Source organism: Exiguobacterium sp. s181 (assembly GCF_018617125.1).
GTDB lineage: Bacteria > Bacillota > Bacilli > Exiguobacteriales > Exiguobacteriaceae > Exiguobacterium > Exiguobacterium profundum.
Map to the genome: position 1 here is coordinate 104,104 of NZ_JACSJM010000002.1, position 14,000 is coordinate 118,103.

Here is a 14,000-nt window from a genome sequence, read left to right on the forward strand (position 1 = left end):
ATCATGCTTCGTGGCTGAACTGCCACTGGACGCCGAACTGGTCTTCGAGCATGCCGTACGCCTTGCTCCAAAACGTCTCTTGAAGCGGCATCAAGACACGTCCGTTCACAGAGAGCGCCTCGAACTCACGATGGATGGCCTCGAGGTCGTCTGTGACGACAGCGAGCGTGACATTGTCCCCGAATGTGACCGGTCCGTCAGGCATCGCATCAGAAAACATGAACGATGAGCCGTGAATCGATAGTCGGGTATGCAGCACGAGATTAGCCATTTCACTCGGCACCGGTTGACCGTCTGGACCAGGTTGGTCACCGAACGTCATGATGTCTGGAGCGGCGTGATTGAACACATCGGCATAGAAGTTCACGGCGTCTCGACAATTCCCATTAAAGTTGAGATACGGATTGATCGGCATAGCAAGTTCCTCCTTGAATTCATAATATTAATTATAGAACGTATGTTCGTGAACGGCAAGAGAGTCCAACTAAATTCAATTGTGTGGTTGAACATGGTTGAGAGTTGGGAATAGAGCATATAGAGAACAAACTAGAAAGAAGGCGAAGCATTATGAAGCTCACGAAAGGACGTATCCTCGAATTTGGATTCGTCTTGTTCATGGCGATCATACTCGTCACATCTATCATTGAAGAATTATGGTTCGATGCGAGTGTGGCGGGGGCCGGAATCATTTCCGGGCTCATCCCGTTCTTCATTGAAAAGACGTTTAAAACAGAACTTGACGGCAAGATGAAGGTGGCGTATATCCTGTTCTTGTTTGCCTCCCAGTATTTAGGCTCGATTGTCGGACTATACGGGAATGGTTGGTGGGACACGTTCCTTCATCTCTTAAGCGGAATTTTTCTCGCATTCCTTGGATTCGACTTCTTCAGTAGGCTCGATGATGACATTCGGACCGAGATCCCGAAACGATTTTTGTTCGTATACATTGTCGTCTTTTCCATGGCTGGGGCGGCACTTTGGGAAATGTATGAATTCACATCTGACGTCGTCCTGAACACGACGATGCAAGGGAACGGGAATGACGATACGATGGTCGACATCATCGCGGGGTCCCTAGGCGGTATCTTGGCAGCATTTTTCGTCGTGACGCTCCATCAACGTGAAAAATCCAAACAAAAGAGACATATGAAAAAAAGTTCGTGATTCACGAGCTTTTTATTTGTAATCATTCTAATCTTTAATTAATATCAAGATTGTAATGATTATAAATAATGGGAGGCAATCATATGGATCAACACCGTCAACTAACTACTAACCAAGGCGTACCAATCGGGGATAACGCCAACTCCATCACTGCGGGGCGTCGGGGCCCAACGCTTCTCGAAGACTACCAACTAATTGAGAAATTAGCGCATTTCGATCGTGAACGAGTACCAGAACGTGTCGTTCACGCGAGAGGCGCAGGGGCGCATGGTGTCTTCACTGTAAAAAATAGTATGAAACGCTATACGAAAGCCGCATTCTTGCAAGAAGAAGGGCAAGAGACGCCTGTGTTTGCGCGCTTCTCGACCGTCATCCACGGATTAGGTTCACCGGAGACGCTTCGTGACCCACGCGGTTTCGCCGTCAAGTTTTACACAGAAGAAGGGAACTATGATTTCGTCGGAAACAACTTACCGGTCTTCTTCATCCGTGACGCGATTAAATTCCCGGACGTGATTCACTCGCTCAAGCCGGACCCACAAACGAACCTTCAAGACCCGGACCGCTTCTTCGACTTCATGTCGCTCACACCTGAATCAACGAACATGCTCGTGCATCTCTTCAGTGACGAGGGCATTCCGGCATCGTATCGCCACATGCGAGGGTCATCCGTCCATTCCTTCAAGTGGGTGAATGAATTCGGCAACACGGTGTACATAAAGATGCGCTGGGTACCGAAGCAAGGGATTCAAAACTTGTCGATGGAAGAAGCGGCGAAAATCCAAGCAGAAGACTTCAACCATGCGACACGTGATCTGTTCAACGCCATTGAAAATGGAGACTATCCGGAATGGGATCTATATGTACAGATTCTCGACCCAGCGGACATGGACAACTTTGACTTCGACCCGCTCGATGCGACGAAAGATTGGTTCGAAGATGTCATCCCGTATCAATTGGTTGGAACGATGACCCTCAACAAAAATGTCGATAACTTCTTCGCCGAGACTGAGTCTGTCGGTTTCAACCCAGGCGTCCTCGTACCAGGGATCCAGCCGTCAGAAGACAAGATGCTCCAAGGACGACTCTTCTCGTATTCGGATACGCAACGTTACCGCATCGGACCGAACTATCTCCAACTCCCGATCAACTGCCCGTTCGCTCAAGTCGCGAACAACCAGCGTGACGGGGCGATGCCGTTCAAGCAACAGACGAGCCCGGTCAACTACGAGCCGAACCGTTACGAAGACGCGCCGAAGCCAAATGCGGACTATATCGAGACGCCGCAACCGATCACAGGCGTGACGGGTCGTCAGAAGATTGAGAAGACGAATGACTTCGGACAAGCCGGAGAGGTGTATCGTCGCTATTCTCAGGAAGAGAAGGATGCGCTCGTTCGTAACCTCGTGGCGCATATCAAAAAAGTTCGTCACGAGAAGACCGTTCTCCTCTTGATCTGCAACTTCTATCGTGCGGACCGTGAACTCGGAGAGCGTCTCTCGAAAGAGTTGAACGTCGATCTCGCACCATTCTTGAATCAAATGTCGAACTAAACACGTAACCGCGGTCTTACACCGCGGTTTTTTGTATGCGAAAAGACGTTTCTCGTAGAGAAACGTCTAGGTTGTCCAAGTAATGTTAGATATAGTTCATATTGCTACAGTGCCTGTTATAAAACGTAAAGATAGTTTTTTTTAATAGGTAGTCGCAATCCTTTTGTTTCAACTTACACATCCGAAAATTTAATAATATACGGTTGGAAAAACAATGAGTTTAACTCTCTGAAAATGATGTGTTCTTGATGAAAGCATAATCAGTTTTAGGCAATTTTATAGTAAATCCTTTATCTTATCTCTCATTCCACTGACTAAAATAACGTTCGGATTCGTTCTGTGAATTTTTGAATTTACTTGCTGAATTATATTTCCGATTGAATCATTCTTTTCTCCAGCATGATTTAGTACTCTACCTAGCTGCTTTGTTATAAAACCAGCAAAAGGTACTGCTGTATTTGTTAAGTCGATGGCAGTATCTAATGTAATCCCCTTAACATCCCATGTATTCAATCGTTTAACATTTCTTTCGTATGATTTCACACTTTGATTAAACTCATTAATAGTGTTGTTTATTTCTTCAGGTGAATTGTTGTTTGTCATATTTACGAGTAACTGTCTAAACTGTTCAATTTCTCTTCCATTAAAGCTCTCTGCAAGTTCAAGAACCGAAACATAATTCGCTATTGTTAGTATCCCTTCAGTAGCTATATTTGGAGATGTGACTATATCTAAATTCCAATCTTTCCGTACACCAGAGTATAGATATGCTAAATTTATTTCATTGTTTGCTAAGGGTCCTACGGGGCATAAGACAGCATTATTAGCGGCTGCCCACTCGATTGACTGAGATGCCGCCATTATTTCAACTAAATAATTTTTGCCAGTATATTTATTGATTAAATTATTTATAGTTGGTCCTAATCCTAAATTAAATGTACCATTTGCACCTCTCACTGAGAGTGATTCGTGCATGTTACTCCAAGTAATAGATAATTCTTCTATAAATCCATAAAGCCACATTTTTTCATTAATATTCTTAATATCAATTGAAAGTCTTATCATATCGGATAGTATTTGTTGTTTTTCTTCGTTATTTGAAGGTAAGAATACAATAGGATTTCTACGTTTTAAATCCGAAACTGTATTAAAAGCTAATTCTCGAGAGAGTAAAATACCCTGTGGATTAATATCTACTACATTTTCAAGCAAACTTTTTTTGTATCTTTCTATAGAGTGTGGAAAGATTAATTTTACTCTATTCATCTCCACTAGTTTTACTAATTCTTCTTCAGTAATGTTTAGTGAATACAGTAATTTGTCGTATGATGTTTCAATTGGAATCACAATTTGAATTTCATTGAAGAGTGTAAGATAATTTCTGATATTATGCGCTTCTCCATACTTTCCGTTTATTAAGCAATTAGCCCGCTGTACTTTTTGATCTTCTGTCTCCGGATTTTTATCGTTGTGAAATAAATTTGCTTTATTGTCCGACCAAAACTGCTCATCTTCTTCCCATTTTCGAAATAAAGACTTCGAATAGTTCAACGAAGAATGCTTGCTGATAGAAATTGATAAAGTGTCATGAAATTTATGTTCAAATTTTAGATTTAAGTCTATCGTACAAGTTAAGCTAGTTTCGTAGCCACAAAGTAATGATAATTTATTTTCTAAAACATTTAATTCACCCTCTGATAAACTTCTCTCCACTTTAGCTTCCCAATTTTGTGTATCATGATTAAAATCAATCCACAACCTAGGGAATTTAATTGGCAAAAGCAAAGCAAGTTGTTTGTTAAAATCAATGATATTCAAAGGGTTTCCATACAAATTAGAAATTTGTTCTAATGTCCTAGTGGTCATTTGAATTGCTTCGTCAGGTACTGAACTAACAAGCACAATTTTACATCCCAACACGCAAATCTCTTTATCAAAAACCTCAAATATAGAAGTTCTATTACTATTAATAGGTTTAACATCTAGGTTGCTGCATTGAATAAAATACTCCAAACCTTTCTTAAAAATTCCTTTTGGATTAGTGTGTGGTTGCAATAGTTGAAGTTTTTCAAAACTGTATAGTGCATAATTATCCATTAAACTATCCATTCCCTCACCCTCTACTCAAAAAAATAAATCCTCCCTTATTTTAACATATTGATATTTATTAGATTACATTGAATAATTAGTTGATCATTACTAATCTTATTTAATTTATCTAATATTTGTTAGGTTTATCTTTTAGTTATTATCTACTTATTGATTGAGATTATATATAAATTTTGGAGATATAAATGAAACTGCCAAGCTCCTTTTTATAAAAGGGCTTGGCAGTTTTTAGACAGACCTGTATATAAATTTGTATTACATAGCAAATTTTTTATTCCCCGACCATCCCGTCACCGTCTCGGTCGTCCATATACTGGTACAACCAATGGTCACGCGTAATCGGCATCTCGAATCCGGCATTTTTGGCTTCTTTGATCGTCACTTGTCCATTTCCGTCAAGGTCGATATCGGATAATTCACGTTCCTCGACCGGCTCCGTCGTCACTGCAGGAGGGGAATCATCCGTCAATCCGAGCGATTCGTTCACTTCCTCCGGATCCACGTTATCATACGTATCGGTGACCGTATTGCCCCGTACGGTATACGTGTATTGGTAGCGGGAAGGAATCTGAGTCGTCGTGTTCGGATAGGTGATGATGGCTTCGAAGTCTTTCGCCCCGCCAGCCTTCCGGATGACATCTTCCATGAATGCCTGGTCGCCGTAACGGTTGAGTGCGCTGTTTTGTGGCGTGATGTTATAGGCGTTCGAGACACCGCCAAGTGAATCGGCGATGATATGGCCTTCGTCGAGGTTCGGGTCTTCGACACCCGGAACTTTTGCCTCGTCTGCATAATAGCGTCCTGAAGAATTAACGTCTTCGGTTTCATCGTCTTGAAGCGTGATTTCGTCGGCAATCACACGAACCAGTTGACCATGTTCGTTCGTGAACGCCCAATACTCACGATCGCCGAAGCCGATATCGACGACGACATTCGCTTCACGTGTGCCGGACTGATCGCCGCCATCGACCTCGATCTTCGTATAGCTTTCAAAAAGATCGCCTTCAGATTCAGGGATCTCGGTGGTTTGTTCCTCTTGTACAGGTTCCTCTTCAACTGTTTGCTCAGTTGACGTCGATGTCGGGACGCTCACATCGGCATCCGTACAACCGGAGAGGAGCAGCACCCCAAGCAGAAATGGAATGTAAAATGGTATTCTTTTCATCTATCTCGCTCCTTATTCGAAGTTACACTGTCGTATTTACTATGTAGCTTATAATGATAGCATAAGAAGACGAGATGTGAGCGTCCTCCCTCAAAATGTGCTCGATGGATTCCTCTCATTTGTGGATTCAGAGAGCTTATGCCAAGATTGAAAAAAAGGGGGAAGAACGTATGAACGAAGTGATTGAGACTTTATTGAACCACCGTTCCGTCCGCGATTTTACGGACGAGAAATTGACAGACAAACAAATCCAGACCATCGTCGAGAGCGCACAACGGGCATCGACGTCTAGCTTTATCCAAGCCTACTCCATCATCGGGGTGACCGATGAAGCGAAGAAGAAACGACTTGCCGAGATTGCGGGCAACCAGTCCTATGTCGTCGAGAACGGTCACTTCTTCGTTTTTTGTGCGGATTTGCACCGCCATGAAGTGATTGGTGAACTGCAAGAAACAGAAGTGTCCTCAACACTTGAGACTGATGAAAAGTTGCTTGTCGCGGTGATCGACGCTGCACTTGCCTCTCAAAATGCAGCAGTGGCGGCAGAGTCGATGGGGCTCGGAATTTGTTATATCGGTGGCATTCGGAACGACCTCTTTGCGGTGAAAGAAGTGCTCGTATTGCCGGAACGGGTCATTCCGCTCTTCGGGATGGCCGTCGGTGTACCGGCCTCAGTCGAGGATCAAAAACCACGCTTACCGTTCCAACATGTCTACCATGAAAATATGTATGAAGCGAATCCAGAACGGATGAAGCAGTCCCTTTCCGATTACGATGCGTTGATCCACGATTACTATATGGTCCGTGGCTCGAACCCGCGTAAAGATACGTGGACTGGTCAAATGGGGCGCATGTTGTCGAAATCGACACGGCTTGACGTCAAAGACTTTTTGAAAGCACAAGGCTATTTGAAGCAATAAGATAAACCGCCGACAACTCTTTGTCGGCGGTTTTGTCATGTTCAATTCAATTGGGCGTCGAGCCAATTCTTGTCGATGGCACCAAATTGCTTCGCGATGATCACACCCGATTCATCGAGCACATACGTCGTCGGCATCGCCTGAATCCGATACGCATCTCCAACTTGGCCGTCACGGTCATAGACGACGGTAAATGCGTCTTCATACGGTTCGACGAACGAGACGGCATCGGCGGGGTCGCGTTCACTCGTCGTCGTGTTGACGGCGACGATGGTCACGTCATCTCGCTCTTTCGCGAACGCCGCCATATCCGGCATCTCCGCCCGACAAGGCGGGCACCAGGACGCCCAAAAGTTGACGACGACGCGCTGACCACTTAGTGAAGTTAAGTCGAATGTACTCCCATCAGTTCGCTGTAATTCGAACGAAGGGGGAATTTGCCCGATGTTCAAACCGGTTGACGCCGTCTCTGTCGTGACAGATTGTGTCGCTTTCTCTGGCAGGACAGCATTCACGACCGCGAGAACGACCAGGACTCCGACACTAATTTGAATCACTTTCTTTGAAGGGCGGGCGAGATAGACCGTCAATCCGAAGAGAACGAGGGCGATGACAATTATCCACCATTGAATCTGTCCGACCGCATATGACTTAAATAGCCAGATGCCGGATGCACCGCATACTGTCCAAAGAATGTTTCCACGAGTCGGTTCATGCATCCAGCGCCACGTCGTTCCGAGTAGCAGAAAAATGAGCATGGTGCTCCATAGATGAATCGGCTGGTCGGAAAGGTTCAAAATCGTCCCGTATACTGGAACCGCGAGTGTCATTCCGAACCAAATGAGGAGTCCGCTCAGCACCCAATACCCTAAAAGGTTCCGGTCGAGTCGATAGACGAACCAAAGGACGACAGCAGCTGCAATCCATTGAGACCATACGCCTCCTGTGGCGTAAAGAGCGAGCGATAGGTCACGTGTCGTCAACAGACCGATGACGATGGCACTTCCTTTCCAGGCAAGAAAACCATAGAACCATGTCCCGATGACGGCTTCACGCTGTTTACTCGACAACCCGAGAAAGCGGAAGATGCCGTAAAGGACGGCAAGGCTTAGTAAAAAGATGAGTAAATCGAAACGAATGTTGAGTGGACCGATGGCGACCACGTCTTTCCCTCCTAAACAAAAGGCGCCCCTCTCGAAGCGGGCGCCATATTCATAGTCAGTATAGCATTACTTGATTTGTTGAGCGTTCAAGACAGTTTTCATCGCGCCATAGCCACCGAGGATATTGTGGATATCTTTGTAGCCGAGCGATTGAAGGACACTTGCCGCCATGCGTGAGCGGACGCCTGACGCACAATGCACCGCAATCGTTCGATCTGTCGGAAGACCTTCGTGGTCACTTGCGAGCTTACCGAGCAAGATGCGCTCTGCCTTTTCGTAATGGCTCGCGTTCCATTCTGTCGCGTTTCGAACGTCGAGGACGAAGACGTCACCTTTTTCAGCAGCTTCGATTGCTTCTTCTGCCGTCACGTCCGTATACGTTTCCGTCAAAAGTGATGCGTCGAGCTCTTCGACTGGGACGATGAAGCGAAGGCGATCGAGACCGATTGATTGAAGGTCGGTCTGCACTTGATCGACGTCATCCGCACTTGCGATAAGTGTGATGTCTTTGTCGAAGTTGACGAGCCAGCCAGCCCACGAGACGAACTTGTTGTTGTACGGGATGTTGATTGTCCCTGGTACGTGTCCGTTCGCAAAGTCTTCTCCTTTACGCGTGTCGACGACTTGCGTCTCTTCGACGAGTGTATCGAGACGGTCCGACCCGATGACTTCAGGACGAGCGACTTCCGTCGTCACTTGGATACCTTCTTTGTTCACTTTTTTCATCATGGCAAAGTAGTTCGGTGGTTCGGGTTGATCCGTCGTCAACTCTTTGATGAAGGCATCTTTATCCGTCATTTGAAGCGCCCAGTTCGTCGCTTTCTCGTAACCGACCGTCGATGTTGGAATCGCGCCGAGCGCTTTCCCGCAAGCACTACCTGCACCGTGTCCTGGCCAGACTTGAACGAAGTCAGGAAGTGCCATGAACTTTTTGAGTGAATCAAACATTTGTTCCGCACCGATTGCCGTCGTTCCTTTCACACCGGCCGCTTCTTCGAGAAGGTCAGGGCGACCGATATCCCCGACGAAGACGAAGTCTCCTGTGAAGATCCCCATCGGTTGTGTCTGGTTCCGGTCATAAAGGAGGAACGAGATATGTTCCGGTGTGTGACCCGGTGTGTGCATGACTTCAAGTGTCACGTTTCCGATTTTGAACGTGTCGCCTTCTTTGACGAGCTGTGCGTCAATTTCTTTCGCGAATGCATACTTCCAAGAAGCATCACCTTCGTCTGATAGGTAGGCTTTCGAACCTGTGCGCTTCGCGAGTTCGAGTGATCCCGATACAAAGTCCGCATGGATATGCGTCTCTGCCGTTGCGACGATGTTCATACCTTCTTTTTTCGCTTCTTGAAGATAAGGTTCGATGTTACGGGCCGGGTCGATGACGATGGCTTCTCCCGTCATTTGGCAACCGACCATATATGAAGCTTGTGCTAATTTTTCATCATAAAAATAACGTAATAGCATATCAATTTCCCCCTATGGATGTAATCGTTTATTCGACTTCGCCTTGCCAGCTCATCATCCCACCGTCGACGTTCGTGACATCGAATCCGAGTGAATCGAGATAGGCAGATGCGTTCATGCTGCGTCCGCCGGCTGCGCAAATGACGTGAATCGGTTTAGAGCGATCGAGCTCATCGACTTTTGCCCCGAATTCAGAAAGTGGTACGTTCTTCGCTTGTTTGATGTGACCTCCAGCATATTCGTCTACCTCTCGCACATCGATGAGGTTGAGTGAGTCGTCTGCTTGAAGTAACGCTTCTAATTCAGTAGTCGTAATCGTCTTCATGAGTCTGTGATCTCCTTTTCATGGTTAAGGTTTTTGGCAACGAGAATGTTTCGTTGGCTTTAATATACCCCATAAGGTATAATGAGCGCAAGTGAAAAGAATTGGAGGGTAAAACATGAAGAGAATTTCCTTATTTGTCGGAGTTTTGGCTTTAATGGCGATTTTTATCTTTGTAACCACATCAGAAAAGGATGAAATTACGAGAATTGACGTTAAAACTCTACAAAACAAATTGGAAAACGAAGAAATAACACTCCTTGACGTACGAGAATCGTCTGAATACGAGGGGGGGCATATCGAAGGGGCGGTGAACGCATCACTTTCTTCATTAGATGCAAATCAACTGCCTTATCCGAAAGACGAACCAATCTATGTGATCTGTCGGAGCGGTAACCGAAGTGCCCAGGCTGCTAGTCAATTACAGGATGCCGGCTATACGGAAATCTATGACGTATCAGGCGGGATGATGGCCTGGGAATCGATTGAATAAGTAGAGAAGACGAGAGCAAATGGAGGAGTCTATATGGAGTTCGGGTTTATCATTACAATCTTTCTAATTGGATTTATCGGGTCGTTCATTTCTGGGATGGTCGGGATTGGTGGATCGATCATCAAGTATCCGATGTTGCTATACATTCCACCGATTCTAGGGTTCGCGGCTTTCAGCGCGCATGAAGTATCCGGAATCAGTGCGATTCAAGTGTTCTTTGCGACAATCGGCGGGATTTATGCTTATCGTAAAGGTGGATACTTAAACAAGCAGTTGATTCTTTACATGGGGGTGTCGGTATTAATTGGTAGCTTCATCGGTGGATACGGATCGACGATTCTTTCGGAAGTGATGATCAATGTCGTCTATGCCGTACTCGCAACGATTGCCACAATCATGATGTTCTTGCCGAAGCCACAAGTGGACGATATGCCACTCGACCAAGTCCGGTTCAACAAAGTGATCGCAGCAAGCTCTGCCTCCATTGTAGGAATCGCCGCAGGAATCGTCGGGGCAGCGGGAGCCTTCATTCTCATGCCGATCATGCTTGTCGTCTTACGCATCCCGACGAAGATGGCGATTGCGAGTTCTCTCGCCATCACCTTCATCTCGTCGATTGGCTCGACGTTCGGTAAGATCATCACCGATCAAATTGTCTGGGGTCCGGCCGTCATTATGATTATCGCGAGCCTGATTGCCGCTCCAATCGGGGCGAATGTCGGGAAGAATATGAATACAAAAGCACTCCAATGGATTTTAGCGCTACTCATCTTGGCGAGTACCATCAAAATCTGGAGTGACTTGATTGCATAAAAAAATCACGATGCCTATATGCTGGCATCGTGATTTTTGTGTTATTTCGTAATGAAATAGTAGAGGAGTCCGAGTCCGATGAACGAGACAGGGAGCAAGATGATGTAGAGCCAAGATACCATCGACCAGCTCTTCTTTTGACTGTACGTGGAGCGGTCTTTCCCGAGCCCGACCATAATAGTGAAAATCATTGCAATCAAACAGACGAGCAAGGCTAATCCGATTGTTAGGTACAAAATATCACACCCTTTACTGACCGTTATAACTTAAGAATAGCTTAAAAGAAGAGCTTGAAAACGTTCTAAATGTTGGGATTTTGTGACCACGCTGATTACTATAAATCACTTTTGAATGTGACTCATATATTCAGACACAGGAGATATTTCAATTCCCAGTGCTTTATCGATAATCGTCAAGGCACTTTCGTGACGTTTTGATGTTTCTGCCGCCACACAATCACGAGGTACATATATATCATAGTCACGCATATATGCATCATTTGCAGAAAAGAGGATACAAATATCCGTCGCGACTCCGGTTAAAATCAATTTCGTCACGTTTAACTGACGAAGTAAAATATCTAACTGAGTTCCAAAGAAAGTGGAGTGCCTTGGTTTTATAATAAAATACTCTTCATCTTCCGGTTCGATTTGCGAGGCAATATGTTCACCCTTAGAAGCCTTTACATACTCAATGATGTCTTCCGTGCTATCTTTCCATTGTCCGAAGTTATCATTACAATAAATGACGGGCAAGTCCAACTCTTTAAAGTGCTTTTTAAGCTCGAGAATCGGTTCAACAATCGCTTCCGTATGTTTACGTAGCATGTCGCCACCTTCAAAATCAAAATCATTGAACAAATCAATAATGAGTAATGCCGTCCTAGACATAGAAATACCTCCTTACTATAAAACTCCTATAGCAAAGAGGTACCACTTTTTCATTTGAAGTATGCTTATTCAGCGAACGTTTTACTGCGGAACATAAATGCCGTGATGAGATAGAAGGCGATGATATGAAGGGCGACATAGAAAATCGAGAAGCCCATCGTAGCGTCCATCGCTTTCATAAACTCTGGGTTGACGTCATAGATGGAAAGGTCTGTATGCAAGAAGACAATCCATTTCGCAAGCTCAGGTTTCCAAGCGACGAGAAGACCGCCGATGATACTTGAGGCGAAGTTTGCGAGTACCGTGAAACCGATGACGACGCCGACCGACTTGAAGACGACCGAGAACATGAGCGTCAAGAAGATGATGAAGATCGGTCCGCTCACACTGATGAGGATCGGACGGACGACATCCCATGTGACAGAGCCGTCTAACGTGAGTGAGAACCCGAACGCGACGACCAAGATAAAGACGAATTGGAGCAACATGACGAGGACGGCCATGACGAGCTTCGACAATAAGATGCGGTCGCGAGAGTACGGGCTCATCAACAAGTGTTTCAACGTATCAAATTTCAATTCGTTCCCGACCATCTCGGCCGTAAAGACAATCGTAAAAATACTCAAGAAAGCGATGGCACCCATCGTTGAAAATTCAAAGAATGATGCCGCTTCTGGTGTACCTTCACCACTGGCCAATACAGCGTATACGATGAGGATGATTGCTGTATACACGCCTAGGGCGACGTATGGTTTAATCGTACGACGCCATTTCATCCATTCATTGCTGAGTAATGAACGCATTGTTCGTACCTCCTTCTTTTTTCGTCAATTTCAAGAATTGTTCTTCGAGTGACTCGTGTTTCATGCCAATTTGATAGACGGCGATATCGCGCTCGATTAATTGTTTCAGTAAGACCGGAATGTCTGTCTCTTGACGCGGTACGATAAACGACTCGGCAGACTGCTGGACGATTTTCACATCATCGAAGGCGAGTGCTGCGACGTCAAGTGCCTCGTTCATCTGTTCCTTGGCAACTTTACAGAGGATGACGCTGTCAGCCTTCGTCTGTCCGTCTTCCACTGACTTGATTTGTCCTTGGTCAATGATTGCGAAACGGTCGGTGATCAATTCCATCTCGCTCAATAAATGGCTCGAGATAAGGATGGCGATTCCGCGGTGGTCCGCAAGATGGCGTAAGTAATTCCGAAGGTCGGCGATCCCGGCTGGGTCAAGACCGTTCGTCGGCTCATCTAAGATGAGCACTTTTGGGTTATGCAACAAGGCACGGGCAATCCCGAGGCGCTGTTTCATCCCGAGTGAGTACTGTTTGACTTTCATATCGAGCTTTCCGTCGAGTCCGACGAGGGCACCGAGTGCATTCAAGTCGACTTTTTTCAAGTTCGGAATCAAGTTCATCGCATGAATCAAGTTTTCCCGGCCCGTCATGTACGGATAGAATGCAGGATTCTCGACGATGGCCCCGATTCGGCTGAGCGCTTCTTGGCGGTTGTTCGCCACGTCATACCCATCGACTGTCACGGTCCCGTGCGTCGCAGGCATGAGACCTGTGATGATTCGAATAGTTGTCGTCTTCCCGGCGCCGTTCGGTCCGAGGAATCCGAAAATTTCTCCTGGAACAACGTCAAAACTGACATTTGTCAATACCGTTGCTTTTCCCATCTTTTTATGGACATTTTGTACGGATAACATGTGGTCACCTAGCTTTCTGTTAAGAGTAATAGTGTAATGCCTACACTCCCTATTACGAGGCTGTTTGAAATAAGGTTTCATCTTTTTTTGAAATTGTTGAAACAAATACATCAAGACACAATTTATCGATAAGCAAAACTTATTGAAATAGTATGGACGAATTGTGAATTTGTAAGGGTCTTTCTGCGACGAAAGGTGTAGTATGAAGTTGAGCGTAAGAGGCAAGAT

Annotated in this window: 15 protein-coding genes; 5 read left to right on the plus strand and 10 right to left on the minus strand. The window is 45.5% G+C overall.

The genetic code is table 11. The features are described 5' to 3' along the window. Window position 1 precedes the first annotated feature (1 nt). Window positions 2-415: a VOC family protein gene (locus tag KNO70_RS06815; protein WP_214689316.1), complete on the minus strand. Its 414-nt coding sequence runs from the start codon at window positions 413-415 to the stop codon at window positions 2-4. A 152-nt stretch (window positions 416-567) separates the two neighbouring features. Here KNO70_RS06815 and KNO70_RS06820 point away from each other — a divergent pair, with 152 nt between their 5' ends. Together KNO70_RS06820 and KNO70_RS06825 are read left to right on the plus strand one after the other, a co-directional pair. Next, window positions 568-1,164, plus strand: a complete 597-nt coding sequence (locus KNO70_RS06820) for a DUF2238 domain-containing protein (protein WP_078146465.1) — start codon at window positions 568-570, stop codon at window positions 1,162-1,164. An 83-nt stretch (window positions 1,165-1,247) separates the two neighbouring features. Then, a complete protein-coding gene (locus KNO70_RS06825; RefSeq protein ID WP_214689314.1) occupies window positions 1,248-2,717 on the plus strand; it encodes a catalase in 1,470 nt (489 codons plus the stop codon). A gap of 276 nt (window positions 2,718-2,993) precedes the next feature. On the opposite strand, the gene KNO70_RS06830 is transcribed toward KNO70_RS06825, so the two are convergent. Both KNO70_RS06830 and KNO70_RS06835 read right to left on the minus strand, forming a co-directional pair. Continuing rightward, window positions 2,994-4,826, minus strand: a complete 1,833-nt coding sequence (locus KNO70_RS06830; protein ID WP_214689312.1) for a hypothetical protein — start codon at window positions 4,824-4,826, stop codon at window positions 2,994-2,996. 271 nt (window positions 4,827-5,097) lie between these two features. Next, window positions 5,098-5,991 carry a DNA/RNA non-specific endonuclease gene (locus KNO70_RS06835; protein WP_214689310.1) on the minus strand — a complete coding sequence of 298 codons (894 nt, stop codon included), beginning with the start codon at window positions 5,989-5,991 and terminating at the stop codon, window positions 5,098-5,100. A 170-nt stretch (window positions 5,992-6,161) separates the two neighbouring features. Here KNO70_RS06835 and nfsA point away from each other — a divergent pair, with 170 nt between their 5' ends. Then, window positions 6,162-6,911 carry an oxygen-insensitive NADPH nitroreductase gene (gene nfsA / locus KNO70_RS06840; RefSeq protein ID WP_078146470.1) on the plus strand — a complete coding sequence of 250 codons (750 nt, stop codon included), beginning with the start codon at window positions 6,162-6,164 and terminating at the stop codon, window positions 6,909-6,911. 41 nt (window positions 6,912-6,952) lie between these two features. On the opposite strand, the gene KNO70_RS16310 is transcribed toward nfsA, so the two are convergent. The 3 genes from KNO70_RS16310 to KNO70_RS06855 all read right to left on the minus strand — a co-directional run bounded on the left by KNO70_RS16310 (window position 6,953) and on the right by KNO70_RS06855 (window position 9,866). Further along, window positions 6,953-8,074, minus strand: a complete 1,122-nt coding sequence (locus KNO70_RS16310; RefSeq protein ID WP_214689308.1) for a TlpA family protein disulfide reductase — start codon at window positions 8,072-8,074, stop codon at window positions 6,953-6,955. A gap of 66 nt (window positions 8,075-8,140) precedes the next feature. Continuing rightward, window positions 8,141-9,541: an MBL fold metallo-hydrolase gene (locus tag KNO70_RS06850; RefSeq protein WP_078146472.1), complete on the minus strand. Its 1,401-nt coding sequence runs from the start codon at window positions 9,539-9,541 to the stop codon at window positions 8,141-8,143. Between the two features lie 28 nt (window positions 9,542-9,569). Then, window positions 9,570-9,866, minus strand: coding sequence for a rhodanese-like domain-containing protein (locus KNO70_RS06855; RefSeq protein WP_015881009.1), 297 nt, complete (start codon window positions 9,864-9,866; stop codon window positions 9,570-9,572). A 115-nt stretch (window positions 9,867-9,981) separates the two neighbouring features. Here KNO70_RS06855 and KNO70_RS06860 point away from each other — a divergent pair, with 115 nt between their 5' ends. Together KNO70_RS06860 and KNO70_RS06865 are read left to right on the plus strand one after the other, a co-directional pair. Then, window positions 9,982-10,356 (plus strand): rhodanese-like domain-containing protein, encoded by a 375-nt coding sequence (locus KNO70_RS06860; RefSeq protein ID WP_251025633.1) that lies wholly within the window; start codon window positions 9,982-9,984, stop codon window positions 10,354-10,356. A gap of 33 nt (window positions 10,357-10,389) precedes the next feature. Further along, on the plus strand, window positions 10,390-11,169 hold the full coding sequence (locus KNO70_RS06865) for a sulfite exporter TauE/SafE family protein (RefSeq protein WP_214689306.1): 780 nt from the start codon (window positions 10,390-10,392) through the stop codon (window positions 11,167-11,169). Window positions 11,170-11,210: 41 nt separating this feature from the next. Here KNO70_RS06865 and KNO70_RS06870 read toward each other — a convergent pair whose 3' ends face one another. The 4 genes from KNO70_RS06870 to KNO70_RS06885 form a co-directional block, all read right to left on the minus strand. Then, window positions 11,211-11,405, minus strand: coding sequence for a hypothetical protein (locus KNO70_RS06870; RefSeq protein ID WP_214689412.1), 195 nt, complete (start codon window positions 11,403-11,405; stop codon window positions 11,211-11,213). Window positions 11,406-11,510: 105 nt separating this feature from the next. Beyond that, window positions 11,511-12,059, minus strand: a complete 549-nt coding sequence (locus KNO70_RS06875; RefSeq protein ID WP_214689304.1) for a cysteine hydrolase family protein — start codon at window positions 12,057-12,059, stop codon at window positions 11,511-11,513. A gap of 65 nt (window positions 12,060-12,124) precedes the next feature. After that, window positions 12,125-12,862 carry an ABC transporter permease gene (locus tag KNO70_RS06880; protein WP_047795575.1) on the minus strand — a complete coding sequence of 246 codons (738 nt, stop codon included), beginning with the start codon at window positions 12,860-12,862 and terminating at the stop codon, window positions 12,125-12,127. After that, a complete protein-coding gene (locus KNO70_RS06885; RefSeq protein ID WP_074037619.1) occupies window positions 12,840-13,772 on the minus strand; it encodes an ABC transporter ATP-binding protein in 933 nt (310 codons plus the stop codon). Before KNO70_RS06885 ends, KNO70_RS06880 begins: the two co-directional genes overlap by 23 nt. Window positions 13,773-14,000: the final 228 nt, after the last annotated feature.

Excerpts from the sequence above, each read along its gene's own strand:
- KNO70_RS06880 (WP_047795575.1), bottom strand. The coding sequence starts at position 12,862 with ATGCGTTCATTACTCAGCAATGAATGGATGAAATGGCGTCGTACGATT.
- nfsA (WP_078146470.1), top strand. The coding sequence starts at position 6,162 with ATGAACGAAGTGATTGAGACTTTATTGAACCACCGTTCCGTCCGCGAT.
- KNO70_RS06875 (WP_214689304.1), bottom strand. The coding sequence starts at position 12,059 with ATGTCTAGGACGGCATTACTCATTATTGATTTGTTCAATGATTTTGAT.
- KNO70_RS06815 (WP_214689316.1), bottom strand. The coding sequence starts at position 415 with ATGCCGATCAATCCGTATCTCAACTTTAATGGGAATTGTCGAGACGCC.
- KNO70_RS06865 (WP_214689306.1), top strand. The coding sequence starts at position 10,390 with ATGGAGTTCGGGTTTATCATTACAATCTTTCTAATTGGATTTATCGGG.
- KNO70_RS06830 (WP_214689312.1), bottom strand. The coding sequence starts at position 4,826 with ATGGATAGTTTAATGGATAATTATGCACTATACAGTTTTGAAAAACTT.
- KNO70_RS06825 (WP_214689314.1), top strand. The coding sequence starts at position 1,248 with ATGGATCAACACCGTCAACTAACTACTAACCAAGGCGTACCAATCGGG.
- KNO70_RS06850 (WP_078146472.1), bottom strand. The coding sequence starts at position 9,541 with ATGCTATTACGTTATTTTTATGATGAAAAATTAGCACAAGCTTCATAT.
- KNO70_RS06855 (WP_015881009.1), bottom strand. The coding sequence starts at position 9,866 with ATGAAGACGATTACGACTACTGAATTAGAAGCGTTACTTCAAGCAGAC.
- KNO70_RS06860 (WP_251025633.1), top strand. The coding sequence starts at position 9,982 with ATGAAGAGAATTTCCTTATTTGTCGGAGTTTTGGCTTTAATGGCGATT.
- KNO70_RS06820 (WP_078146465.1), top strand. The coding sequence starts at position 568 with ATGAAGCTCACGAAAGGACGTATCCTCGAATTTGGATTCGTCTTGTTC.
- KNO70_RS06835 (WP_214689310.1), bottom strand. The coding sequence starts at position 5,991 with ATGAAAAGAATACCATTTTACATTCCATTTCTGCTTGGGGTGCTGCTC.
- KNO70_RS06885 (WP_074037619.1), bottom strand. The coding sequence starts at position 13,772 with ATGTTATCCGTACAAAATGTCCATAAAAAGATGGGAAAAGCAACGGTA.